Origin of the sequence: Spongisporangium articulatum, from assembly GCF_044465595.1 — a bacterium.
In the GTDB taxonomy this organism is placed as follows: domain Bacteria; phylum Actinomycetota; class Actinomycetes; order Actinomycetales; family Kineosporiaceae; genus Spongisporangium; species Spongisporangium articulatum.
In genome coordinates this window covers 1,168,540-1,192,021 of record NZ_JBITLV010000001.1, presented here as the reverse complement: position 1 = coordinate 1,192,021, position 23,482 = coordinate 1,168,540, and the positions used below count along the sequence as shown (strand labels likewise).

Below are 23,482 nucleotides of genomic sequence, written 5' to 3'. Positions count from 1 at the left end.
ATTGCTCGACTAGCTGCTCGGCCAGCTGTTGTCGATGTTGTTCAACGCCTTGTCGAGGCTCTCCTTGTTGGAGATCCACGCCGTCATGTCCTTCCAGAAGGTGCCGGCACCGACCGCACCGGGCATCTGGTCGGAACCGTCGAACAGGAAGACGCTGGCGCCGTAGGAGATCTTGGCCATCTCCTGGTTGAGCGTGCCGCCGTACTTCGTCACGTCGAAGTCCTTGTGCGGCGAGAGGAAGCTGGACTTCCCGGCGGCGTCGTCACCGATGCTCTTGTCGGACAGGAGCTTCATGGCCTCCTGGGCACCGGCGGTGTTGTGCAGCAGGACGGCCATGTCGCCGCCACCGAGGACCGGCTTGTCGCCACCGGCCTGGGCCGGCGGGAAGTAGAAGACGCCGACCTCGCTGTCGAGGTTCTTCACCACGTCGTCCGGGAAGAAGCCCTTACCGGTGATGAACGAGCCCTGCTTGTACATCATGCAGCCGGGCTTGCCCTTGTTGAACATCGGGTTACCGGCGGTGCCGAAGGCGTTGCTGGAGATCGACTTCCGGCCGCCCAGCACGTTGCCCTGGGTGAACAGCAGCTTCTCGAACTCGGCGGCGGCCTGCTTGACCAGCGGCGAGTTGAACTTGGTGTCGTGCTTGACCCAGCTGTTGTACCCGTCCGTGCCGCCGTAGCGCATGATCAGGTCCTCGAACCAGTCGGTGGCGGGCCAGCCGGTGGCCGCCTCCGAACCGATGCCCATGCACCAGGGGGCCGTGGCGGTGCCGTCGGCCTTGATCTTCTCGGTGAGCGCGTTCAGCTCGTCGATCGTCTGCGGGGCCTGGTAGCCGGCCTTGTCCCACGCCTTCTTCGGGTAGAACACGAAGCTCTTGGTGTTGGCGCTGACCAGCAGGCCGTACAGCTTGCCGTTCACGGTGCCCGACTCGAGGGTGCCCGGGATCATGCTGGACTGCAGCGCGCTCTTGTCGACGACGTCGTCGAGCGCCGTGGCCTTGCCACGGTTGACGATGTCGGCCACGACGCCGGGCTGCGGGATCAGGGCGATGTCCGGCGTGTCGTTCGCCTGGATCTTCGTCATGATCAGCTGGTTGATGTTGTCGACCTTCGACCACTTGACCGTCATGCCGAGCGCGTCGGCCTTCGGCTTCATGGCGGCCTCGAGCCCGTCGAGGACGGGCTGGTCGACGCTGGTCCAGATGGTGACCGTCGAACCCTTGACCTCACCGGTTGCACTGCCACTGCCACCACCGCTGGAGCCTGAGCTCAGACAGGCGGACGTCGCGAGGGCGGCCACCCCGACCGCGGCGACGGACATGAGAAGAGAGGGGCGTCGCATCAATGGCTCCTTCGCCTAGACGGACCGGATGGCACCTTCTCGACCGGACACCCGCTTGCGTGCGTCTGGTGTGACGCGGGTCTCCTAAGTCGAATTAGTCGCAGCGTGCTCCGCTGTGGGGTGACTGTCAACCGCTCGTTACGGACCCGTTACGCCGTCGGGGTCCCGGGCCTACCCTCGGTGGCCATGTCCACTCGCGATGGCCGCGGCACCGCGGACGCCACGTTCCTGCTGCGCGCCGCGGGTGCCTCGCTGCTGATCGACGCGCGCGGCGACGCCCTGCCCGAGGTCGTGCACTGGGGCCCCGACCTGGGCGAACTCGACGCCCGGGCGCGGGCGGCGGTGTGCGACACGATGCGCCCCGCCGTCCCGTCGAACACCGTCGACGTCCCGCGTCGCGTGGGCCTGCTGCCGACCCACGCGACCGGGTACCCCGGCCGGGCCACGCTCACCGGCTCGCGGGCCGGGGCCGGATGGTCACCGTCGTTCCGGACGACGTCCGCCCACCTCGAGCGCGGCGGCGGCGGTGAGCAGCGGCTCACCGTGCAGGCGGTGGACGACGGCGCCCAGCTGGAGCTCGTCAGCGAGCTCAGGCTGGGGGTCACCGGGGTGCTGCAGATGCGGCACGCCGTGCTCAACGCCGGCGACGACGACTACGAACTGCTCACCCTGCCTGGCGCCCTGCCGATCCCGGTGCACGCCACCGAGCTGCTCGACGTCACCGGTCGCCATCTGAAAGAGCGCATCCCGCAACGGATGCCGCTCAACCAGGGGGCCTGGGTCCGGGAGCAGCGGCGCGGCCGCACGGGCACCGACGCCCCGCTGCTGCTGGCCGCCGGGACGTCGGGATTCGGGTTCCGGCACGGTGAGGTGTGGGCCGTGCACCTCGGCTGGAGCGGCAACTTCACGGTGTTCGCCGAACGACTCAACGACGGCTGGGGCTGCCTCGGCGCCGGGGAGCTGCTCGATCCCGACGAGCTCGTCCTGGCGCCCGGCGAACGGTACGAGGCACCGTGGCTGTACGCGGTCTACTCCGGGCGCGGCCTCGACGGGGTCTCCGACGCGCACCACGCCGCGCAGCGGGCGCGGCCCCGGCACCCGTCGTCCCCCCGCCCGGTGAACCTGAACACCTGGGAGGCGGTCTACTTCGACCACGACCTGGAGACCCTCAAGCGGCTGGCCGACGCCGGCGCCGAGGTCGGCGCGGAGCGGTTCGTCCTGGACGACGGCTGGTTCGGTTCCCGCCGCGACGACCACTCGGGGCTCGGCGACTGGTACGTCTCGGCCGACGTCTGGCCCGACGGGCTCGACCCGCTGATCTCACACGTGCGGGGGCTGGGCATGGTCTTCGGGCTGTGGGTGGAACCCGAGATGGTCAACCCCGACTCGGATCTGGCCCGCACACACCCGGACTGGGTGCTGGCGGTGCCGGGCCGCACCCCCCCGTTGTCGCGTCACCAGCAGGTGCTGGACCTGGGCAATCCCGAGGCGTACGACTACATCCACGACCGGCTGCACACCCTGCTGGACGAGTACGACATCGGGTACCTGAAGTGGGACCACAACCGGGACCTCGTCGACGCCGCGAGCTCGGTGGGCGGCGGCCGCCGGCCCGGGGTGCACGCCCAGACCCTCGCCCTGTACCGGCTTCTCGACCAGTTGCGCGCCGAGCACCCGGACGTCGAGATCGAGTCCTGCTCCAGCGGCGGCGGCCGCGTCGACCTCGGCATCCTGCAGCGCACCGACCGGATCTGGACCAGTGACTGCAACGACCCGCTGGAACGGCAGCAGATCGAGAGGTACACCGGGCTGGTGGTCGCCCCCGAGCTGATGGGCTCGCACGTCGGACCACCGCGGGCGCACACCACCGCGCGCCATGCCGATCTCGGGTTCCGCGCCGGTACGGCGCTTTTCGGCCACTTCGGGATCGAATGGGATCTGGCGGCGGCGAGCCCGGCCGAACGCGGCGAGCTGGCCGCCTGGATCGCCCTCTACAAGCGCTTCCGGCCCCTGCTGCACGGCGGAGTCACCGTCCGTGCCGAGCAGACGGACCCGGGGGCGCAGGTCCGCGGCGTGGTGTCGCCCGACGGGCGCGAAGCGCTCTTCGCCTGCGTGCAGCTCGCCACCACGACGTCCGCCCCGCCGCCGCCGTGGCGCCTGCCGGGCCTCGACGCGGGCACCACGTACCACGTGGAACCCCTTCTCCCGGGCCCGGAACCGGTGACCGTCGGGACCGCACCTCCACCGTGGTGGCCGCCGAAGTCGCTGACCCTGCCCGGTTCGGTGCTGGAGCACGTCGGCCTGCCGTCGCTGTTGCTGGCCCCGCAACAGGTGCTGGTGCTGCACCTGACCGCCCGGCCCTGACCCGCCTCCGATCGTCGACGAGGCGATCTCGGCTGCTATTTCCAGCTGAGATCGCCTCGTCGACGATCAGGGGCGGACGAGCAGCCACCCGGGCCGGGCGTCGTCCACCGCGGCGGCGGCGGCCTGGCGTTGGCCGGCGGTGGGGTTCGCCCCGTAGAAGGCGTGGCCGTCGGCCGCCGTGGCCCGGTACAACGAGGCCTCGGCCCCGACGTAGCTCAGCAGCACGTCCCGGGCCCGCGTCTGGGCGCCGTGCCACGCGCGGACGCGCACGGTCCGGCAGCCGGCCTCGGCGGCGGACAACGCCGGGACCGCCGGCGCGGCGGCGTGGGCGACCATCCCGTACAGCCCTTCGGAGCTGACGCCGGTGTCGAAGTTCAGCGAGGGGCGGACGTATTCGGCCATCGACGACGTCAGCCCCCGGGCGTCGTCGATGGCGGCGAACGCCCGGTCCCGGCAGGCGACCAGGGCCGAGAACTCGGCGTGACGTCCGTGCCGGTCGACCGCCCAGCCCACGACGCCCAGCGCCAGCACGGTCACCACGAGGAACGCGACGGCCGCCCGGCGCCGCCGGTCGGGTTCACGACCCGAGGCCAGGACGTCGAGCGGCTCGTCGGCGAGAGTCACATCTCCATCATGCGCGCCCGGCGCGGGAGCAGGAAGCCGAGCGCGAACGCCACGCTCAGCAGCACCAGCGAGACGAGCACCGTGGCCTGCGCGGCCGCCAGGTGCCGGCCGGCGGCGACGGCCGCCTGCGGGCCGCCGTCCTCGAGGGCGAACCGGCTGAAGAACAGCGTGGCCAGCACCGCGACGCCCAGCGAGGCGCCCAGCTGCTGCAGCACCTCCAGCAGCCCGGCGGCGGAGCCGACCTCGTGGTCCTCGATCTCACCCATGATGATGCTGAACAACGGCACGAAGATCATGCCCATCCCGAACCCGTAGACCGCGAGACCGGGCGCCAGGTCGACGTAGTGCACCACCGAGGTCGCCTCCAGCCGGTGCAGCGAGACCAGCAGGACGGCCAGGCCGACGCCCATCAGGCCCAGACCGACGTGCAGGATCGGGCGGCCCACCGCGTTGACCGCCCAGGCGCCGATGCCCGAGCCGAAGAAGGCGCCGGCCATGAGCGAGGTGAGGTACAACGCCGCGCGCAGCGGGCTGAGCCCGGCGCCGACCTGGAGGAACAGGCCGGCGGACAGGCCGAACCCGACGACCGAGCCGAAGAACATCAGCGTGAACACCACGCCGGAGACGTACGACCGCTTGCGCAGCACGCTGAACTCGACCAGCCCGGAGCGACCCGAGGCGACCCGCCGGCGCTGCTGCAGCACGAAGGCGGCCAGGGCCGGGACGGCGGCCAGCAGGATGCCGAAGATCCAGGCCGGCCAGCCCTTCTCGCGCCCCTCGACCAGCGGGTAGATCATCAGGAACGACGTCGCGGCGACCAGCACCGTGCCGAGCCCGTCGAGTCGCAGGTCCGTAGCGCGCGGCGCCCGGTTCGGCAGCAGCCGGGCCCCGACCACCAGCGCGGCCAGCCCGAACGGGACGTTGATCAGGAACAGCGAGCGCCACTCGGCGCCGAACGGGTCGAACTTCATCAGCAGTCCCGCGACCACCGGCCCGGCGACCGTGGACAGCCCGATCACCGGGCCGAACGCGGCGAACGCCTTGCCGATGTCCTGCGGCCCGAACAGGTCACGGATCAGCCCGAACGCCTGGGGTACCAGCAGGGCGGCGGCGAGGCCCTGGACCGCGCGGCCCGCGATCAGCGCACCCGCGGTCGGGGCCAGCGCGCAGCCGATCGACGCGGCGACGAAGCCGGCCAGGCCGATCAGCAGCATGGGCTTGCGGCCGTGGATGTCGCCGAGCCGGCCGCCGGTCAGCAGCCCGACGGCGATGGCCAGCGTGTAGGCGGCGACGATCCACTCCAGCGCCGAGGACGACGTCCCGAGGTCCCGTTGGATGGAGGGGGCGGCGACGTTGAGGATCGTGCCGTCGAGGATGTTCATGATCATCGCGGTCATGACGACGCCGAACCCGAGCCAGCGCACGGCCCCGGTGGGCGGGGCCGCCGCGTCGGACGGGGCCGGGTCGGGGCCCGCGGGTCGGTCGATCACCGGTACGGGGTTGTCCACCACTGCAGTCACGGGAGGGGCTCCTTCGTCGTCGCGTCGATCGGTTCGACGGCGAAGCTAGACAGCCAATAGGAAGGTTTCCTTCCGCATTCGGATCTAATCTCGATCCCATGAGCCAGACCTCCGCCCGCCTGCTCCAGCTGCTCTCACTGCTCCAGACCCCGCGCGAGTGGCCCGGCCCCGAGCTCGCCCGCAAGCTCGAGGTGAGCACCCGCACGGTCCGCAACGACGTCGAGCGGCTGCGCGACCCGGGCTACCCGGTCGAGGCCACGCGCGGCGCCGTCGGCGGCTACCGGCTGGCCGCCGGGACGGCGATGCCGCCGCTGCTGCTGGAGGACGACGAGGCCGTGGCCATCGCGGTCAGCCTGCGCACGGTGGCGGGCGGGGCGGTCGAGGGCATCGAGGAGACGTCGTTGCGGGCGCTCGCCAAACTGCAGCAGGTGCTCCCCAAACGCCTTGCGGCACAGGTGGAAGCGCTCCAGGCCTACACGGTCCGGGTCGCCGGGGGCCGGGGCGGGCCGCAGGTCGACTCGCGGGTCCTGGCCCTGCTGGCCGCCGCCGCCCGCGACCACGAGCGGGTCCGGTTCCAGTACTCCGACCATTCCGGCGCCGCCACCGAACGCCGGGTCGAACCGCACCGCCTGGTGAACTGGGGGCGGCGCTGGTACCTGGTCGCCTGGGACGGCGACCGCGACGACTGGCGCACCTTCCGGGTCGACCGGCTCAGCGAACCGACCGGGATCGGGCACCGGTTCCGGCCGCGCCCACTGCCCGAGGAGGACGTCGCCGCCTACGTGTCCCGCAACGCCCGCCGGGTGCGGCAGAAGTTCCACGGCGAGGTGGTGGTGCACGCGGGCGCCGAGCAGGTCGTGGCCCGGATGGGTGCGTGGAGCGAGGGGATGGTCACCGCGCTCGGCGCCGACCGCTGCCTGCTGTCGATCGGGGCGGACGACGCGGACGACCTGGCTCGCTGGATGGCCTACCTCGGCTGGGACTTCGAGGTGCGCGGCCCCGAGGAGCTGCGGGCCGCCGTCCGGGCGATCTCGCAGCGCTACGCCCGCGCGGCGGGCTGACGCCACACCCGTCAGGCATCCACCGGCGACTCCCAGGTTCACTCCGGCAGACGCCCAGACCGGAGTTCCACGCTCCTGCTCAGACGACGAGAGGAGCAGGACGATGAACAGCCGGGACGACGCCGGGCGGCTGGCCCGATCGGTCACCGCCGCGATCGCCGGGGTGGCCGTCGCGGGCACGCTGGGGGTCGCGATCGCGGCCCACGCCGCGAGCACGAGTGACGACACCTCGACGGGCACGACCGCCACCACGGGTTCCGACGACTCGAGTTCCGGCTCCAGCTGGAGCGATTCGGACTCCTCGAGCACCCTGAGCGGCGGCAGCGGCTCGGGGTCCGTCACCTCCGGGGGGTCGTGATGCCGCTCGTGGAGACGCTTCCCGTGCCGGACAACGCCCGGCAGTGGCCGGTCTGGGGGACGGTCGCCCGGGTGCTGGTGACCGACCCGGACCTGGCCGACGACGCCGCGCACCTCGTGCGCGAACAGCTGGCCTGGGTGGACGCGGCCGCCAGCCGGTTCCGGGCCGACAGCGAGCTGATGATGCTGCCTCGCTCGGCCGACGGCGGGGTGGACACCCAGATCTCGCCCGTGCTGGCCGATCTCGTGCACGCGGCGATCACCGCGGCCCGGCTCAGCGACGGTGACGTCGACCCGACGCTCGCCGACGCGCTGCACGCCCTGGGCTACACCGAGGACTTCGCCGCCGTCGCGGCCCGGGAACCGGCGCTCGGCGTGCCGGTCACCGTCGTCCGGAGGGTCCACGCGCCGGTCGCCGAACGGGTCCTCCTCGACGGGCACCGGCTGCGACTGGCCCCCGGCGTCCGGCTCGACCTGGGGGCCACCGCCAAGGCCCGGGCGGCCGACCTGGCCGCGGCCCGCGTGCACGCGCAACTCGGCACGGGAGTGCTGGTCTCGCTCGGTGGCGACCTCGCCACCGCCGGGCCGTCGCCCGCGCTCGGCTGGCAGGTCCGGGTGCAGGACGGCGCCGACCAGCCGGCCACCGTGGTCGCGCTGCACGGCGGCGGTCTGGCCACCTCCAGCACCCTGAGCCGGCGCTGGCGGCACGGCACCCGGCTGGTGCACCACATCCTCGACCCGCGCACGGGCCTGCCCGCCGAGCCGGTGTGGCGGACGGTCAGCGTGGCCGCCGCCTCGTGCGTCGCCGCGAACACCGCGACGACGGCGGCGCTGGTGCGGGGCGCCGGGGCCGTGGCCAGGCTGCGCCGCGCCGGGGGCCCGGCCCGGCTGGTGCACGCCGACGGCTCCGTCGTGACCCTGCAGGGCTGGCCCGCCGAACCACGGAGAGCGGCATGAGTACCGACGCACTGTGGTACCTGGCCCGCGGCAGCGGCGTGGTGTCGCTGGTCCTGCTCACCACGGTCGTGGTGCTGGGCATCGCGACCCGGCGCGGCCGCTCGTTCCTCGGCCTGCCCCGGCTGGCGGTCGTGACCGTGCACCGCAGCACCGCGCTGATGGCCGTCGTGTTCCTCGTGGTGCACGTGACGACCCTGATGTTCGATCCGTATGCACAGCTGAGGGTCGTCGACCTGGTACTGCCCTTCACGGCCGAGTACCGGCCCCTGTGGACCGGTCTCGGCACCCTGGCTCTCGATCTCACGCTCGCCCTCGTGGTGACCAGCCTCGCGCGCGACCGGTTGCCCCTGAAGGCCTGGCGCGGCGTCCACCTGGCCGCTTACGCCCTCTGGCCGATGGCCCTGCTGCACGGCGTCTTCACCGGCACCGACCGCACAAGCCTCTGGATGATCGCCGTCGACGTCGCCTGCCTCGCGGCGGTCGCCGGCGCCCTGGTGATCCACCCGGCCCTTCAGGAGACGCCGGCCGCAGCACGCCGCCCCGCAGCCCGCACCGCATCCCGACCCCGGCAGGAGGCCCTCCGATGACCACCCTCGACCAGGACTTCGCGGTCCCCCACGTGCGCGTCCGGATGCTGGCGGCCCCGGGCCCCGACCTGGCCGCCCACCTGGGCGCGCACGGCCCGCTGCCGTCGCTGCACGCGGAGGAGGTGCTCGGCGCCGCCGAACGCGAGCACCTGCGCGGCCGCGGCGGCGCCGGCTTCCCGACCGCGACGAAACTGCGTGCGGTGGCGTCGAACTCGACCCTGGGCCGCCCGCTCGTCATCGGCAACGGCAGCGAGGGCGAACCGGCCAGCCTGAAGGACCGGGCCCTGCTGAGGTCGGCCCCGCACCTGGTGATCGACGGGGCCCAGGCCGCGGCGGTCGCGGTCGGCGCCCGGGAGATCGTGCTGTACCTGCACGCCGCCGCGGTGGACGGCGTCCGCCGGGCCCTGGCCGAACGCGAGCGGGCCGGACGGACGGCGGGGGCGGCCCCGGCGAGCGTGCGCGTCGTCGCGGCCGCTCCTGGCTTCGTGGCCGGGCAGGAGACCGCGGTGGTCGCGGCGCTGGCCGGTGACCGGGCGGTGCCCCGCGGCGGGACCGAGCGGGTCGTCCGGCGCGGGCTCGACGGCCGGCCGACCCTGGTGCAGAACGTGGAGACCCTGGCCCAGCTGGCCCTCCTGGTCCGCGCGGCCCACACCACCGACCCGTCGAGGAGGGTCGCCGGCACCCGGCTGACCACCGTCTACGCCCCCTCGGGCCGGGGCGTCGTGCACGAGGTGGACCCCGAGACCCGGCTGGAGCGCCTGCTGGAGCAGGTGGGCTGGCCGCCGGGCACCGCGGGCCCGGTACTGGTCGGCGGCTACCACGGACGGTGGCTGCCGTCGGCGGCCGGCGTCACCCTGGCCACCGAGGACCTGGCCCGCCAGGGGGCGAGACCCGGTGCGGGGGTGATCATCCCGATCGGGGCGCAGTGCGGTCTTGGGCTGACCGCGTCGATCGTGCGCTACCTGGCCGAGCAGTCGGCCGGCCAATGCGGGCCCTGCCGGTTCGGGCTGCCCCACCTCGCGGACCTGACCGAGCGGCTGGCCCGGCCGACCGCGGCCGGCTCCGCCGGGCTCGACCTGGTCGGGGCCATCGCCCAGGCCGCCGGGATCGTCACCGGCCGGGGCGCCTGCCGCCACCCCGACGGTACGGCCGGCCTGGTCTCCAGCACGCTGAGCACCTTCGCGGCCGACGTCGAGGCGCACCGGCACGGGCACTGTCTCGTCGCCCGGCGGGAGGTGGCCTGAGATGGCCCGACAGCTGTCGATCGACTGGACCGCCTGCCAGGGCCGCGGGTTGTGCGCCGACCTGCTGCCCGAACTGCTGAGTGAGGACCCGTGGGGTTACCCGCTGCCCCACGGCGGCGCCGGCGACCGGCCCCCGGGGGTGCTGGGCGCCGTCCCGGACGGTCTGGAACAGCCGGCCCGCCAGGCGGTCCGGATGTGCCCCCGCCTCGCGCTCCGTCTTTCTTCGTCGTGATCATGCACAAACGCATGATTCTCGTCCGGTGAACCTGACGCTCAGAGGCTCGGATCATGCGTTTGTGCATGATCACGACAGTTCCTAGCGGGCGGGCTCGCCCTGCGGCGAGGGGACGTCGTCCACCTGCGCCTTCGCCGCCTCGGCCGCCGCCACGTCCGTCGCGGACACCTCCGTCGCCGTCACCTCGGTCGGCGCCGCCGACTTCGGCGCCCGGGCCGCCCGCCCCCACTTGCGCATGGCCGGGAGTTCGACCTTGGTGTGCAGCAGGTGGGCCAGGTAGATCGAGACGGCCAGGCAGGCGAGCACGTAGAGCAGGCCGAGCGGCCACGCCCACAGACCGGGGCCGAAACGCTCAGGCTCGGGCCCGAAGAGGCGCAGCGCGTAGGTGAGCACCAACAGGTGGATCAGGTAGAACGCGAACGACCGGTCACCCAGCCAGACCAGCCACGGCTTGGCGAAACGCTGCTTGACGCCGGACAGGTCGGCCACGGCGGCGTTGCCGGTCATCAGCACCATGCCGGGCAGGAACGGCGCCACGAAGCCGAAGGGCCTCGGGATGACGAGCGAGAGCGCCCACGCGGCCAGCAACAGACCGACGGTCCAGCCGCCGTGCACGCGCTTCCACTGCCCCTCCATGACCATCCGGGCGATGATCATGCCGAGCAGGAACTCCGGCAGTCGCGCCGGCGGGAACCACATCAGGAAGTAGAAGGGCACCGACGGGACCAGGCCCCAGATCTTGTCGCCGGAGGGCAGAACCACGGCGACGAAGATCGTCCAGGCCCAGATGATCCCGACGAGGGCGATGACCCAGGCGTACAGGCGTTCGGGGCGGATCCGGCGGACCCAGACCAGGGTCAGCGGGAAGAGCAGGTAGAAGAAGGCCTCGTTCGACAGCGACCAGTTCGGGCCGTCGACGTTGATCAGCACGGCCGGCAGCGGGATCCACGCGTGGACCAGGACGAGACTGGGCAGCACCTTCCAGCCGGTCCACGTGCCGAGGGTGTACAGCAGGACCGCACCGGCACCCCACGTGACCAGGTGGTTCGGGAAGATCTTGGCGATCCGGCGGCGGAAGAAGTCCCGGGGCTTCTCGTGCGGCCGGGCGATCCACACGAGGACGAAACCGCTGGTCATGAAGAACCAGCCGACCGCGGCCTGGCCGGGCCCCACGATGATGCCGAGCATCACCTTGCTGAACTCGTAGGCGAAGATCCAGCTGGCCGCGACATGGCCCACGAAGACCGTCGTGGAGAACACGCCGCGCAGGCCGGTCAGGGAGTCCAGTCTCTGGGGGGCAGCGCTGCTCATAAATACCGGAGAGTAAGGGGCGGGACGTGATCCACGCCACCGCCCTTACGCACAGTACCCGGAAGATGGCATTTCCTTATGTCGCCATTGATCCCGGTGACCCTCAGCTGACGTGTACCCGGGGTCGCCGCTCCGGGTCGGGCTCAGCCTCTCGCAACACCTCACGGGTCACGGGGGCCACCTCGCCGTCACCGATCCAGAGGAAGCGCAGCAGGTTGAGCACCGGGTTGCCCTCGGTCCAGCTGAAGTAGACGTGCGGCACCAGCCCGGTCATCTCGCGCATGGCCAGCAACAGGTCGGCCACGGTGTTGGCGATCGCGGGGCTGCGGACCTTGAGGATGCGGTACCCGAACCGTTCCTCCCCCTCCACGTGCAACTCGGTCTCGAAGTCCGAGGCGTCCGTGACGGTCACCTCGAGGAAGACCAACGGTGCCCACTTCGGCACGTCGTTGTCGTGCCGGACCTCGAGCGTCTTCTCCCGGTACTCACGCGCGTCCCGGGCACCCGGCTCGTTGGCGACGATCCGTAGGGTCCCGCACTTCGCGGCCGCCTCGACGTACTCCCGGGCCCGCTCGTCGAACGAGATCGAGGTGGCCCGCAGCTCGAACGCCCGCCGGACCCGGGACGCGAAGGAGACCACCAGGATCGCCGCGATGAAGCACGCACCGATGCGGACGCCGTCCGGACGTTCGATCACGTTGGCGACCGTCGTGTAGGTGAAGACGGCCGCCACGGCGGCGAAGGCCGCCGTCCACCCCCGCTCACGGTGGCGGTGGGCCGAGAGCGTGACGGCCACCGCCGCCGAGGTGATGAGCACCAGGACGCCGGTGGCGTACGCACCGCCCTGCGCGTCGACATCCGCGTCGAAGGACCAGGTGACGAACAGCGCCACCGCACCGAAGACCAGGACCAGGGGCCGGACGGCGCGTGCCCAGTGCGGGGCCATGCCGTACCTCGGGAGGTATCGGGGGACGAGGTTGAGCAGCCCGGCCATGGCCGAGGCGCCGGCGAACCAGAGGATGGCGATCGTGCTCAGGTCGTAGACCGTCCCGAACGCGGAGCCCAGGTGCTCGTGAGCCAGGTAGGCCAGGGCCCGGCCGTTGGCCTCGCCGCCCTTCTGCAGGGCGTCCTGCGGGACCAGCACCGACGTGATGAAGCTGGACAGGATCAGGAAGACGCTCATGATCAGCGCGGCCGTCGTCAGCAGCCGGTGCGCTCCGCGGATCCGGCCGTGCGGGTGCCGGTCCGTGTCGTCGACGGCCCCCTTGATCTGCGGCATCACGGCCACCCCGGTCTCGAAACCCGAGAGCCCGAGAGCCAGTTTGGGGAACACGAGCAGGGCGACCCCGACGACGGCGAGCCAGTTCGGATGCTCGGTGCGCAGCAGGTTCTGCCACTGGGTGACGAGGTGCGGCGACTGCACGATCTCGACCAGCGACGCGACGACGACGACCGCGTTCAGGCTCAGGTAGAGCACCACCAGCACCACCGCGATGCCGATGGCCTCGGTGAACCCGCGCAGGAACACGGCGGCCAGCGCCGCCACCAGCACCAGGGTGATCAGCACGGTGTGGCCCTCGAGAAAGCTCGGCGCGAACGGGTTCTCCTCGACGTGCGCGGTCGCGTCGGCCGCCGACAGGGTGATCGTGATCAGGAAGTCCGTGGCCGCGAACCCGAGCAGCACGAGCACGAACAGCTTGCCCGCCCACCAGGGCAGCACGCGCTCCAGCAGCGCGATCGACCCCTCTCCGTGGGGGCTCTCGCGGGCCACCCGGCGGTAGACCGGCAGCGCGCCGAGCAGCGTCAGCGCGACGAGCACGAGCGTGGCGAAGGGGGCGACGGCGCCCGCGGCCAGCGCGGCGATGCCCGGCTGGTAGCCGAGGGTGGAGAAGTAGTCGACGCCCGTCAGGCACATGACCTGCCACCACGGGTGGCGCGGGTGCTCCTGGTGCGGGACGGCGTGCGGCCCCTGATGGCGCCTCGACCGGTCGGCCAGACCCTCCAGCAGCCAGCCCTTGAAACCTCGGCTCGGTTCGGCCGGTCTCTCGATCACCTGAACCGGGATGATCTCGTCCTGCGTAGCCACCCGGCCATCATCACGCCGCCGCAGCGCGAGAACGCGCGGCAGCGGCGTGATCTGGGCCGTTCAGGCGTGAAAAACGCGTGAAGACCCTCAGAGGTAGCGGCGCAGCAGGACGACGGCGACGCAGGCCGGCTTCGCCGCCTCCTCCAGCTCGATCGTGATCGTGGCCCGGAACTGCGCCCCGCCGGCCACCTCGGTGACCTCGTCGACGACCATCCCGGCCCGCACCCGCCGTCCGACCGGAACGGGGGTCGGGAACCGGACCCTCTCGCAGCCGTAGTTGACCCCCATCGAGAACCCGCGCGCCTCGATCAGCTCGGGCAGGAACCGCGGGATCAGCGACAGGGTCAGGTAGCCGTGGGCGATCGGTCCGCCGAACGGCCCGGCCTGCGCCCGTTCGACATCCACGTGGATCCACTGGTGGTCGCCCGTCGCCGCCGCGAAGGCGTCGACCATCTCCTGCGTGACCTCGACCCACGAGGAGGGCCCGAGACTCTCCCCCACCAGCTCAAGCAGCCCCACGATCCCCTCGACCACCCGCACCATTCGCCACCTCCGTAGACACACCGTGGACGCAGGGTGCCACGGCCTGCCCGGCGAGCGGAGCGGGTGCTGGTCCGCTGCCGTACCGTGGTGACCGTGGCGACCCCTGCCCCCCGGAGCCTTGCGGACGACCTGCGCGCCCGGGACGACGACGCCCTCGCCGACCTGCTCGCCCGCCGCCCCGACCTGGCCACCCCACCCCCGCCCGACCTGGGCACGCTGGCCACCGCCGCCGCGGGCCGCCTCAGCGTGCAGCGGGCCATCGACGGGCTGGACGCGGCGACCCTCCAGGTGGTCCAGGTGATCGCCGCCCTGCCGGAACCGGTGACCGCCGCCGAGGTCGGGCGGCGCTGGGGCCGGGCCGCCACCGAGCAGCTGACCACCCTGCGCGACCTGGCCCTGGTCTGGGGCGGGCCCCGCGCCCTGCGCCCGGTGCGCGCCGTGCGCGACGTGCTCGGCCCGCACCCGGCCGGGCTCGGCCCGCCGCTGGCCGACGCCCTGGGCCGCCGTTCGCCGCAGCGCCTGGAGGAACTGCTCCACGACCTCGGGCTGCCGCCGACGGGTGACCCCGAGCAGGCTCTCGCAGCGTTGGCCGCCCACCTCGGCGCCCCCGGGACCGCGGCGGCCCTGCTCGACGCGGCGCCCGAGCCGGTCCGGGACGGCGCCCGCGCGGTGCTGGAGCGGCTCACCTGGGGCCCGCCCGTGGGTCAGGTCGAGGACGCCGACCGGCCGGTCCGCGCGGGCAGCGCGGCCTCTCCGGTGGAATGGCTTCTCGCGCACGGGTTGTTGGCCGTCGCCGACGCCGGTCACGTGGTCCTGCCCCGCGAGGTCGGCCTGGCCCTGCGGGGTGGGCGGGTCTTCCGGGAACCGGACGTGGCGCCCCCGGCCCTGCGGACCACGCTGCGCCCGGTCGGCCAGGTGGCCGCCGGGGCCGCCCAGGCCGGGTCGGAGGCCGTGCGGCTGGTCGAGCTGCTGGCCCGCACGTGGGCCACCGACCCGCCGAGCCGGTTGCGCGGCGGCGGCCTGTCGGTGCGCGACCTGCGCCGTACCGCAACCCTTCTCGAGCTGGACGACGGCCTCGCGGCCCTGGTCGCGGAACTCGCCCTGGCGGCCGGGCTGGTCGCCGACGACGGCGAGATCGACCCGCACTTCCTGCCCACCGCGGCCTACGACGACTGGCGGGCCCTGCCGGTGGGCGCCCGGTGGGCGGCGGTGGCGGCGGCGTGGCTGGCGACACCGCGGGCTCCGTCGCTGGTCGGCAGCCGGGTGCGCGGCGCCGGCGGCAAGGAGACCCCGGTGGCCGCGCTGGGGCCCGACGTCGACCGGCCGCTGGCCCCCCGGTTGCGCCGCGAGGCGCTGGCCGAACTGGCCGGGTTGCCGGACGAGGGTGAGAACCGGCCCGCGCTGAGCGATCCCACCGGGGCGGACCTGCTGGCCCGGCTCGACTGGTACGCGCCGCGCCGGACCGCCGCGGCCCGGGTGCAGTTGCTGCGGGCCAGCATGAGCGAGGCGGCCTGGCTGGGGCTGACCGGGTCGGGCGCGCTGAGCCCGGCGGGCGCCGCCGTGCTGGCCGGTGATCCACGTTCTGCAGCAGAGGCTTTCGAGAGCGCCTTGCCGGCCCCCGTCGACCAGGTGCTGATCCAGGCCGACCTGACGGCGGTCGCGCCCGGCCGGGTGGCCGAGCCGGTGGCCGCCGAACTGGAACTGGTGGCCGACGTCGAGAGCCGGGGCGCCGCCACCGTGTACCGGTTCAGCACGGCGTCGGTGCGCCGGGCCCTGGACGCCGGGCGCACCGCCGACGACCTGCACGACTTCCTGGCCAAGGTGTCGAGCACGCCCGTCCCGCAGCCCCTCACCTACCTGGTCGACGACAGCGCCCGGCGGCACGGTCGGCTGCGGGTCGGTACGGCGTCGGCCTACCTGCGCGCCGACGACGAGGCCACCCTCGCCGAACTGCTGGCCGACCGCCGGGCCGCGCCGCTGGGCCTGCGCCGCCTGGCCCCGACGGTGCTGGCCGCGCAGGCCGCCGCGCCCGTCGTCCTGTCGACCCTGCGCTCCCTGGGGCTGTCCCCGGCCGCCGAGTCCCCGAACGGCGACCTGGTGATCCCGAAGACCGAGCCGCGCCGCGCCCCGTCGGCGCCCCGGCCCCGGCGGGTCGGCGAGCCGGGCCGCGAGGACCTGCTGCTCGCCGTCCGGTCGATGCGAGCCGTCGAGGAGAACGGGCGGCGCCCCGTACCGACCGACGTGACGCCGCCCGAGCTGCCCACGATGGACCCGGCCGGGTCGATCGCCGTGCTGCGCGATGCCGTGGCGGAACGCCGCGACGTGTGGATCGGCTACCTCGAGAACGCCGGGCACCAGGCCCGGCACATCGTCGAACCGCTGGCCGTCGAGGCCGGGCGGGTGCGAGCCCTGGACCGGCAGACGGGCCAGATCCGGTTGTACTCGGTGCACCGGGTGATCGGCGTGGTGCCCGCGTGAGCGGTGGCGCCCCGGTGGCCGGTCTCGGCCGGACCGCCCTGCCCGCCGCGTCGGTGCGCCGCCTGGCCGGGGTGTCGTTGGTCGCGAACGTCATCGTGATCTGCGGGCTCGGGGTGCTGAGCATCCCCGGCGCGTTCTTCGCGTGGCGGGCCCGGCGGCTGGCGGCGCCCCCGGCGGCGACGCCGACCTGGCCTCCGCCCGGCTGGCCCTGCGCTGGTCGGCGTTGCTGCTGATGGCCAACCTGCTGATGTACCTGCTGCTGGGCGTGGTCCTCGGAATCATCGTGCTGGGCGTCGTCGCGGCCCGGCAGTAGCCCGCCCCCAATCGTCGACGAGGCGATCTCAGCTGCTATTTCCAGCCGAGATCGCCTCGTCGACGATCAGCCGGGGTCAGCGCCAGAACGGGGTGAGAGTCTCGGCGAGGGCCTGGCCCTGGTCGAAGCCGGCCCGCGCCGCGGCGGGGCGCAGCGACAGGTCCATCGCGTTCACTCCGAACAGACTCTCGTCCTGCGGGAAGACCATCTCGACGTCGCTGCCGCCGGCGCGCAGCTCGTCGACCTGCACGGCCAGCTCGAAACCCCACCCCGCCGGGGCCAGGGACCGGCCACCCAACGGGGACAGCACGAGCACCCGGTCGAAACCGGCGGCCAGGTCGGCGTTCTCGCTGGAGCGCCGGAATCCGCCGTCGAGGTACCGGTCCTCACCGATGGCGTAGGGCAGGCCGCTGGAGCAGCTGGCGGCGACGGCGTCGACCAGGTCGACCCCGGCCGCCCGGTCGAACACCACGGATTCACCGGTGCGGGCGTCGATCGCGGTGATCCGGACCGGGTCCGGCCAGTCGCGTCGCGTGAAGCGGGCCTCCACCAGGCCGCGCCACCGGGTCGACCAGTCGCCCTCGGTCGCCGCCTCCCGTTCGAGGGCCGACGCCCCGAGCCGGCGGCGGAACTCGGCCGGGTCCGGCGAGGTGGCCGCGAGCCGGACGAGCCGGTCCATCTGCTCCTGGGCCGCGCCGGCTGCGCCCCGCGCGTAGTAGGCCTGCTGCGGTGGGACGGAGGTCAGCGTCAGATCGAGGAGTTCGGGCAGCGGGGTGCCGGTGATCTGCGCGGCGGCGGTGGAGCCGGCGGAGGTGCCGACGATCAGGTCGGCGCCGGTCACGTCGAGCCCGGCGTCGGCCAGGCCGGCGAGGACGCCGATCAGCCAGGCGTTGCCGGTCGACCCGCCGCCGCCGAGGACGAGGGCGCGGGTGGGTGCAGAAGTGTTCATGGGAGTCGCCTTTCGAGGTCTGCCTGCACGGCGCTCCCGGCGACGACTACCTCAGCCGCACGATCGTGGACGACGGGGAGCACCCGGTGGTCACTGCGTTCACGGGACTCACCTCCTGTCGTCGGATCACGATCGACTGCACGCTACGACCGGCCGGCCGCGGGTCGCAACGGGTTTTCAGGCGGCCAGCGTGGGGTGCAGGGTGCCGACCGTCCACGTCCGACGCCGGGCCACCGCGAACGTCGTCACGCCCACGGCGAGTCCGAGCCACAGGAACAGCACCAGCAGCGCCGGCACCGCCCCGGAGCCGCCCGCGATCAGAGTGCGCAGCCCCGAGACCGCGTAGGTCATGGGCAGCAGGTCGTGCGCGACCCCGAAGAACCCGGGGGCGGTGCCGATCGGGTAGGTGCCGCCCGCCGACGCGAGCTGCAGGCTGATCAGGATCAGGCCGACGAACCGGCCGGCCCCGCCGAACAGGGCGACCAGGGCCTGGTTGATCGCGGTGAACGTGAGGGCCACGACCACGGCGAACACCAGGACGGCGGGCAGCCACGAGACCTTCACCCCGACCGCGAGGGTCAGGACGAGCACCAGCAGGAACGCCTGGACGACGGCCAGCACCGCCCCGGGGACGAACCCGGCCAGCGCCACGCGCAGGCTGCCGGCGGTGGAGGCCAGGGCCCGGGGCGAGACCGCGCGCAGCAGCAGGTAGATCGCCATCCCGCCGACCCACAGGGCCAGGGCCATGAAGTAGGGCGCGAGCCCGGCACCGTTGCTGTTGACCGCGTTGTCCCGGTGCACCTCGGCGACGACCGGCGTGGTGGCCGCCGTGGCCAGGCCCTGGCGCTGCTCGGGGGTCAGGTCCGGGATCTTCGTGACGGCCGTCGTGAGCCCGTCGGCCAGCTCGCCGGTCCCGTCGTGGAGGCCGGCGGCGCCCGCCGCCAGCATCGACGTGCTGCCCGCGACGGAGGCGACCTGACTGCAGTAGGCGGCCGAGGCCCCCGAAGCCCGGCAGCCCGCAGCCAGACCGGACAGGGCCGACTGCTGGGCCTTCAGCCCGCTGTCGAGGTTCTTCGCCCCGTCCGCCAGGAAGTCGGCACCCCCGGCCGCCTTGTAGAGCTGGTCGTGCAGCGTGCCGAACCCGACGTAGAGGTTCGAGACGTACTGCTGGGCGATCTGCGCGTTCAGCGTGCTGGTCGCGACCGCGGTCACGCTCTGGCCGATGGTGCCGGTCAGGTAGTTCTGCGCGTCGTCGGTCTGCACGAGCAGTCGGGCCTGCTGCGGGACGACCGCCTGGCCGTCCGTCGCGGCGCTGGCCCGGGCGGCGGAGGTGGCCGCCGTCGAGAACGACGGTGGGATGGTGAGAACGGCGGCATAGGTGCCGTTCTCAAGGCCCTTGCGGGCGTCCGCGGCGCTCTGCAGCGACCAGTCGAAGTTGTCGTCCGACCGCGAGATCAGCGCACCGGCCAGCTGCCGGCCCAGCGGTACGACCTGTTCCTTGCCCGACGGGTCCGTGATCGTCACCATCTTGTCCTGGTTGACGATCGCCGCCGGCACGCGGTCGAGGTTCCCCACCGGGTCCCAGTTCGCGGTCACGTAGAGCACGCCGTAGAACAGCGGCACGAGGCACACCGCGACGAGGGCGGCCCGCGTCAGGCGACTGCGCCGGAACCGGGCCAGCTCGAACCACGGCAACGCACCGAAGGGCAGCATCAGAGAACGCCTTTCACATCGGATTCGACGGGCACATCCGATTCGAGGGGCCGGTCGGGTTCGACGGGCACCACGGGGCTCCCGCTCAGGTCGAGCACGTACAACTGCTCCGCGGGCACGGCCGCGTAGGCGTCCTCGGGGCTCTGGCTCGTGGCCACCACGGTCAACCCCGGCCGGGCCAGCCAGGCGAGCCCGCGCCACACGGCCTCCCGGCCCGCCCGGGACCGCGCCCGGTCCACGTCGTCGACCACCAACACCTGCGGTCGGCCGATCAGCCCCAACGCACAGCCGAGCAGCAGCCGCTGCAACGGGTCGAGGTCGGCCACGAGCGTGCGACGCCCCAGCGGGCGGCGGGAGTCCGTGGCCGCCAGGACGGCGTCGTCCACCTGGTCGAGCACCCGGTTCACGGCCGCTCGAGACACCCAGGGGCGCACCGACCGGACGGCGATCCGCTCGGCCACGTGCTGCTCGACGCTCAGGCCGTCCTCGAGGTCGTTGACGCCGACGACCTCCCCCAGCCCGACGCGCCGGCGCAGGGCGGCCCGGTGCCCCGGCAGGCTCACCCCGGCGACCCGTAGACGGCCGGAGGAGAACGCCATCCGGCCGGCCAGGACCAGCAGCAGGGAGGTCTTCCCGGAGCCCGCCGCACCGTGCACGACCAGCACCGACCCCTCGGGCAGGGTGATGCCGACGTCGGTGAACACCGGACCGGCCGGCCCCTCCAGCGACAACTCCTCGGCCACCACCGCCGCATCCTCCGGCGTCCGCCAGTCCTGCAGAGCCAGTTCGCGGCGCAGCCCGTCACCCTCGACGTCCACCGACGGCAGCCGCCGGTCCAGCCAGGCCGGCAGCCACCACGCGGAACGACCCAGCAGCGTGAGAACGGCCGGTACGAGCGTCATCCGGACCACGAAGGCGTCGACGAACACGCCGACGGCCAGGGCCAGGGCGATCGGCTTGATGCTGGTGTCGCCCTCGGGGATGAACGCGGCGAACACGGCGAACATGATCACCGCGGCCGCGGTCACCACCCCGGCCGAGGCCTGGAAGCCCTGCTGCACGGCCGCTCTGACGTCACCGGTGTGCACGTAGATCTCGCGCATCCGGGAGACCAGGAAGACCTCGTAGTCCATGGCCAGGCCGAACAGCACGCCCATCAGGATGATCGGCAGGAAGCTGATCACCGGACCGGTCTTCGGCACGCCGAGGAGGTCGGCGAACCAACCCCACTGGAAGACCGCGGTCACGGCGCCGAACGAGACACCGACCGAGAACAGGTACCCGATGGCCGCTTTCAGCGGCACCGCGACCGAGCGGAAGACCAGCCCGAGCAGCAGCAGGCACAACCCGACCACGACGATGCCGAACGGCACCAGCGCCGCCCCGAGCCGGTCGGAGACGTCGATGGCCAGCGCCGTCTGGCCGGTCACCGCGGTGTCGACGCCGTAGGTCCGCCGGAACTCGGGCGCCAGGTCACGCATCCGGTTCACCAGGGCGGAGGTGGCGGGCGAGTCGGGCCCGGTCGTCGGGATCACCACGAACAGCCCGAGGTCCGCCGTCCGGTTGGGGGTGGCCAGGGTGACCGCCTCGACCCCCTCGAGACCCCGCAGACGCTTCGCGATGCCGTCGACGACCCCGAGCGGGTCGGTGCTGGCGATGATGTCGGCGGTCATCAGCAGGGGCCCGTTGTACCCCGCGCCGAAATGCTCGCTGACCAGGTCGTAGGTCTGGCGCTGGGACGTCTCGACCGGAGCGCTCCCGCCGTCCGGAAGGGCGAGCCTCAGGTCGAGGGCCGGCAGGGCGGCCGTCCCCAGGCCGAGCACCACCACGACCGTGGTGACCAGCGGGGCCCGGGTCACCAGATGCACCCAGCGGCCGGCGAAACCCGTTCGGCGGTGCGGATGACGGCGTGCCTTGGGGGTGACCCGGCCGCCCGCGAGCGCGAACAGGGCGGGCAGCAGGGTCAGGGACACGAGCACCGCGACGAGGACGGCGAACGCCGCCGCCAGGCCCATCGTCGTCAGGAACGGGATGCGGGCCACGGCCAGCCCCAGCAGCGCGATGATGACGGTGAGGCCGGCGAACACGACGGCGCTGCCCGCGGTGGCGACGGCGCGCGCGGCCGCCTCCTCCGGCGGCCGTCCCTCGGCGAGCTCGTGCCGGTGCCGGGACAGCACGAACAGGGCGTAGTCGATGCCGACCGCCAGGCCGATCATCAGGGCCAGGAGAGGCGCCGTGGACGAGACCCGGGTGAGCGCGGAGGCGCCGAGCACCACGGTCATGGTCACGCCGACCCCGGCCAGCGCCGACAGCAGCGGCATCCCGGCCGCGCGCAGCGAGCCGAAGGTGATCAGCAGGACGACGAGGGCCACCAGGAGCCCCAGCCCCTCGGTCGGGGAGATGGTGGGCTGCTCCGTGGCCAGGGCCGGGCCGCCCAGGGCGGCCGCCGCCCCGCGCCCGGCGTACGGCGAGAGCTGCCGGGTGACGGGCGCGACGGCGTCCTCGAGTTCGGCCCGCTGGTCGGGCGTGACGGAGGGCGACCTGAGGTTCAACTGGACATTGATCAGCGCCGCCCGGCCGTCGCCGCTGAGCGCGCCCCGGACGTCCTTCGCGAACGGGTCGGTGACCGTGCCCGTGAGCTGGAGGGCCTCCAGCCGGCGCACCCCGTCCCGAACGATGCCGCGGAAGGGGTCGTCGGTGATCTTCGCGCCCCGGGGGGCGACCACCACGTACTGCGCGGTGCCCCCCGCCGCCTCGGGGAACTGGACGTTGAGCTGGTCGAGCGCCTGCTGCGACTGCGTGCCCGGAATGGTGAAGGCGTTGTCGGTGGCCGGGCCGAGCAGGCCCACGAGCGCCCCGAGCAGGACGAGCAGAGCCACCCAGCAGCCGATCACCACCCCGCGTTCGCGGTAGGCCGCCCGGCCCAGCCGGTAGAGCACCGTGGACATGTCGAGTCCTTTCGACGGCCGGCGACCCCGGCGGCCCCGTCACGATACGAAGATGTATCGGCTACGTCAATGTATCGGGTGCATACTTGTACCCGTACCCCGGGTGGGGCCTGATCAGCACCGTCGAAGGAGACACCGTGACCAGACGTGCCGCCGTCCGGGCCCGCCGCTCGGGCACCCGCTCCGGCGCGCAGGGCGCCCAGCGCAGCGCGGAGCTGTCCGCGCGCCGGGTCGCCACCCGCAGCCGCCTGCTGGACGGCGCCCGCACGGTCTTCGCCGAGCGCGGCGTGGCCGGGGCCTCGGTGGAGGACATCTGCGAGGCGGCCGGGTTCACCCGCGGCGCCTTCTACTCGAACTTCAGCAGCAAGGACGAGCTGCTGCTCGCGCTGATGGAGCAGGAGCACGAGCGCACGGTCGCCAACCTGCAGGCCGCGGTCGAGGCGCACCGGGCCGCGCGCGCGGACGGCCCGGCCGGGCCCGAGGCGCTGGGCGACGTCCTGAACCTGTTCCTGGCCATCCAGCCGCGGGACCGGCAGTGGGCCCTGATGGTCGGCGAGTTCGAGCAGGCCTGCATCCGCAACCCTCAGCTCGGCGCCGTGATGCGAGGCCTGCAGGAGGAGTCCCAGGCCGAGGCCGCGGCGGTGGTCGAGGAGGGGCTGGCCAGCCTGGGGCGGCGACTGACCGTGCCCGCGACGGAGGCGGTGCAACTCCTCCAGGCGGTCTGGCTCGCCTCCCTGCGGGAGGAGCTGGCCACGCCCGACGGGTCGCGCGAGGGCAACGTCCCGCACATGGTCCTCACGCTGCTCACCGCCCTGACCGAGGCCGCCGAGGAATGAGCCCGAGCCGCGTGG

The 23,482-nt window shown here is 73.2% G+C and carries 19 protein-coding genes; 10 read left to right on the top strand and 9 right to left on the bottom strand.

The genetic code is table 11. The features are described 5' to 3' along the window. Positions 1–9 precede the first annotated feature (9 nt). The gene (locus ACIB24_RS05605; RefSeq protein ID WP_398276343.1) at positions 10–1,341 is read right to left on the bottom strand and encodes an ABC transporter substrate-binding protein; all 1,332 of its coding nucleotides are present in this window, start codon (positions 1,339–1,341) and stop codon (positions 10–12) included. 186 nt (positions 1,342–1,527) lie between these two features. On the opposite strand from ACIB24_RS05605, the gene ACIB24_RS05600 reads away from it, so the two are divergent. Continuing rightward, on the top strand, positions 1,528–3,705 hold the full coding sequence (locus ACIB24_RS05600; RefSeq protein ID WP_398276340.1) for an alpha-galactosidase: 2,178 nt from the start codon (positions 1,528–1,530) through the stop codon (positions 3,703–3,705). A 66-nt stretch (positions 3,706–3,771) separates the two neighbouring features. On the opposite strand, the gene ACIB24_RS05595 is transcribed toward ACIB24_RS05600, so the two are convergent. Together ACIB24_RS05595 and ACIB24_RS05590 are read right to left on the bottom strand one after the other, a co-directional pair. Further along, complete coding sequence (locus ACIB24_RS05595; protein WP_398276337.1) at positions 3,772–4,329, bottom strand: hypothetical protein; 558 nt, start codon at positions 4,327–4,329, stop codon at positions 3,772–3,774. Further along, positions 4,326–5,849 carry an MFS transporter gene (locus tag ACIB24_RS05590; RefSeq protein ID WP_398276334.1) on the bottom strand — a complete coding sequence of 508 codons (1,524 nt, stop codon included), beginning with the start codon at positions 5,847–5,849 and terminating at the stop codon, positions 4,326–4,328. Before ACIB24_RS05590 ends, ACIB24_RS05595 begins: the two co-directional genes overlap by 4 nt. Before the next feature lie 98 nt (positions 5,850–5,947). On the opposite strand from ACIB24_RS05590, the gene ACIB24_RS05585 reads away from it, so the two are divergent. The 6 genes from ACIB24_RS05585 (at position 5,948) to ACIB24_RS05560 (ending at position 10,287) form a co-directional block, all read left to right on the top strand. Next, positions 5,948–6,910: a helix-turn-helix transcriptional regulator gene (locus ACIB24_RS05585; RefSeq protein WP_398276331.1), complete on the top strand. Its 963-nt coding sequence runs from the start codon at positions 5,948–5,950 to the stop codon at positions 6,908–6,910. 103 nt (positions 6,911–7,013) lie between these two features. Next, on the top strand, positions 7,014–7,268 hold the full coding sequence (locus tag ACIB24_RS05580; protein WP_398276328.1) for a hypothetical protein: 255 nt from the start codon (positions 7,014–7,016) through the stop codon (positions 7,266–7,268). 8 nt (positions 7,269–7,276) lie between these two features. After that, a complete protein-coding gene (locus ACIB24_RS05575; RefSeq protein ID WP_398276325.1) occupies positions 7,277–8,224 on the top strand; it encodes an FAD:protein FMN transferase in 948 nt (315 codons plus the stop codon). Next, positions 8,221–8,811: a ferric reductase-like transmembrane domain-containing protein gene (locus ACIB24_RS05570; RefSeq protein ID WP_398276322.1), complete on the top strand. Its 591-nt coding sequence runs from the start codon at positions 8,221–8,223 to the stop codon at positions 8,809–8,811. The genes ACIB24_RS05575 and ACIB24_RS05570 overlap by 4 nt, the downstream gene beginning before the upstream one ends. After that, the gene (locus ACIB24_RS05565; protein ID WP_398276320.1) at positions 8,808–10,055 is read left to right on the top strand and encodes an NADH-ubiquinone oxidoreductase-F iron-sulfur binding region domain-containing protein; all 1,248 of its coding nucleotides are present in this window, start codon (positions 8,808–8,810) and stop codon (positions 10,053–10,055) included. The genes ACIB24_RS05570 and ACIB24_RS05565 overlap by 4 nt, the downstream gene beginning before the upstream one ends. Position 10,056: 1 nt before the next feature. Then, the gene (locus tag ACIB24_RS05560) at positions 10,057–10,287 is read left to right on the top strand and encodes a ferredoxin (protein WP_398276318.1); all 231 of its coding nucleotides are present in this window, start codon (positions 10,057–10,059) and stop codon (positions 10,285–10,287) included. 84 nt (positions 10,288–10,371) lie between these two features. On the opposite strand, the gene ACIB24_RS05555 is transcribed toward ACIB24_RS05560, so the two are convergent. The 3 genes from ACIB24_RS05555 to ACIB24_RS05545 all read right to left on the bottom strand — a co-directional run bounded on the left by ACIB24_RS05555 (position 10,372) and on the right by ACIB24_RS05545 (position 14,230). Then, positions 10,372–11,601 (bottom strand): acyltransferase family protein, encoded by a 1,230-nt coding sequence (locus ACIB24_RS05555; protein WP_398276316.1) that lies wholly within the window; start codon positions 11,599–11,601, stop codon positions 10,372–10,374. 103 nt (positions 11,602–11,704) lie between these two features. Then, positions 11,705–13,687 (bottom strand): amino acid transporter, encoded by a 1,983-nt coding sequence (locus ACIB24_RS05550; RefSeq protein ID WP_398276313.1) that lies wholly within the window; start codon positions 13,685–13,687, stop codon positions 11,705–11,707. Positions 13,688–13,774: 87 nt separating this feature from the next. After that, positions 13,775–14,230: a MaoC family dehydratase gene (locus tag ACIB24_RS05545; protein ID WP_398276310.1), complete on the bottom strand. Its 456-nt coding sequence runs from the start codon at positions 14,228–14,230 to the stop codon at positions 13,775–13,777. Between the two features lie 93 nt (positions 14,231–14,323). On the opposite strand from ACIB24_RS05545, the gene ACIB24_RS05540 reads away from it, so the two are divergent. Next, on the top strand, positions 14,324–16,708 hold the full coding sequence (locus ACIB24_RS05540; RefSeq protein ID WP_398276307.1) for a helicase-associated domain-containing protein: 2,385 nt from the start codon (positions 14,324–14,326) through the stop codon (positions 16,706–16,708). Positions 16,709–16,850: 142 nt separating this feature from the next. Further along, positions 16,851–17,021 carry a hypothetical protein gene (locus ACIB24_RS05535; protein ID WP_398276304.1) on the top strand — a complete coding sequence of 57 codons (171 nt, stop codon included), beginning with the start codon at positions 16,851–16,853 and terminating at the stop codon, positions 17,019–17,021. A gap of 76 nt (positions 17,022–17,097) precedes the next feature. Here the strand turns inward: ACIB24_RS05535 and ACIB24_RS05530 are convergent, their stop codons facing one another. The 3 genes from ACIB24_RS05530 to ACIB24_RS05520 all read right to left on the bottom strand — a co-directional run bounded on the left by ACIB24_RS05530 (position 17,098) and on the right by ACIB24_RS05520 (position 22,631). Beyond that, positions 17,098–17,970, bottom strand: a complete 873-nt coding sequence (locus tag ACIB24_RS05530) for a patatin-like phospholipase family protein (protein WP_398276301.1) — start codon at positions 17,968–17,970, stop codon at positions 17,098–17,100. Positions 17,971–18,147: 177 nt separating this feature from the next. Continuing rightward, entirely contained in the window at positions 18,148–19,683 is a 1,536-nt protein-coding gene (locus tag ACIB24_RS05525; RefSeq protein WP_398276298.1) for a YhgE/Pip domain-containing protein, read from the bottom strand. Then, positions 19,683–22,631 (bottom strand): MMPL family transporter, encoded by a 2,949-nt coding sequence (locus tag ACIB24_RS05520; RefSeq protein ID WP_398276296.1) that lies wholly within the window; start codon positions 22,629–22,631, stop codon positions 19,683–19,685. The genes ACIB24_RS05525 and ACIB24_RS05520 overlap by 1 nt, the downstream gene beginning before the upstream one ends. A gap of 137 nt (positions 22,632–22,768) precedes the next feature. Between ACIB24_RS05520 and ACIB24_RS05515 the strand changes: the two genes are divergently transcribed. Beyond that, the gene (locus ACIB24_RS05515; protein WP_398276294.1) at positions 22,769–23,467 is read left to right on the top strand and encodes a TetR/AcrR family transcriptional regulator; all 699 of its coding nucleotides are present in this window, start codon (positions 22,769–22,771) and stop codon (positions 23,465–23,467) included. The last annotated feature ends 15 nt before the right edge of the window (positions 23,468–23,482 follow it).

Excerpts from the sequence above, each read along its gene's own strand:
- ACIB24_RS05520 (WP_398276296.1), bottom strand. The coding sequence starts at position 22,631 with ATGTCCACGGTGCTCTACCGGCTGGGCCGGGCGGCCTACCGCGAACGC.
- ACIB24_RS05585 (WP_398276331.1), top strand. The coding sequence starts at position 5,948 with ATGAGCCAGACCTCCGCCCGCCTGCTCCAGCTGCTCTCACTGCTCCAG.
- ACIB24_RS05600 (WP_398276340.1), top strand. The coding sequence starts at position 1,528 with ATGTCCACTCGCGATGGCCGCGGCACCGCGGACGCCACGTTCCTGCTG.
- ACIB24_RS05565 (WP_398276320.1), top strand. The coding sequence starts at position 8,808 with ATGACCACCCTCGACCAGGACTTCGCGGTCCCCCACGTGCGCGTCCGG.
- ACIB24_RS05525 (WP_398276298.1), bottom strand. The coding sequence starts at position 19,683 with ATGCTGCCCTTCGGTGCGTTGCCGTGGTTCGAGCTGGCCCGGTTCCGG.
- ACIB24_RS05545 (WP_398276310.1), bottom strand. The coding sequence starts at position 14,230 with ATGGTGCGGGTGGTCGAGGGGATCGTGGGGCTGCTTGAGCTGGTGGGG.
- ACIB24_RS05530 (WP_398276301.1), bottom strand. The coding sequence starts at position 17,970 with ATGAACACTTCTGCACCCACCCGCGCCCTCGTCCTCGGCGGCGGCGGG.
- ACIB24_RS05555 (WP_398276316.1), bottom strand. The coding sequence starts at position 11,601 with ATGAGCAGCGCTGCCCCCCAGAGACTGGACTCCCTGACCGGCCTGCGC.
- ACIB24_RS05605 (WP_398276343.1), bottom strand. The coding sequence starts at position 1,341 with ATGCGACGCCCCTCTCTTCTCATGTCCGTCGCCGCGGTCGGGGTGGCC.
- ACIB24_RS05560 (WP_398276318.1), top strand. The coding sequence starts at position 10,057 with ATGGCCCGACAGCTGTCGATCGACTGGACCGCCTGCCAGGGCCGCGGG.
- ACIB24_RS05580 (WP_398276328.1), top strand. The coding sequence starts at position 7,014 with ATGAACAGCCGGGACGACGCCGGGCGGCTGGCCCGATCGGTCACCGCC.
- ACIB24_RS05570 (WP_398276322.1), top strand. The coding sequence starts at position 8,221 with ATGAGTACCGACGCACTGTGGTACCTGGCCCGCGGCAGCGGCGTGGTG.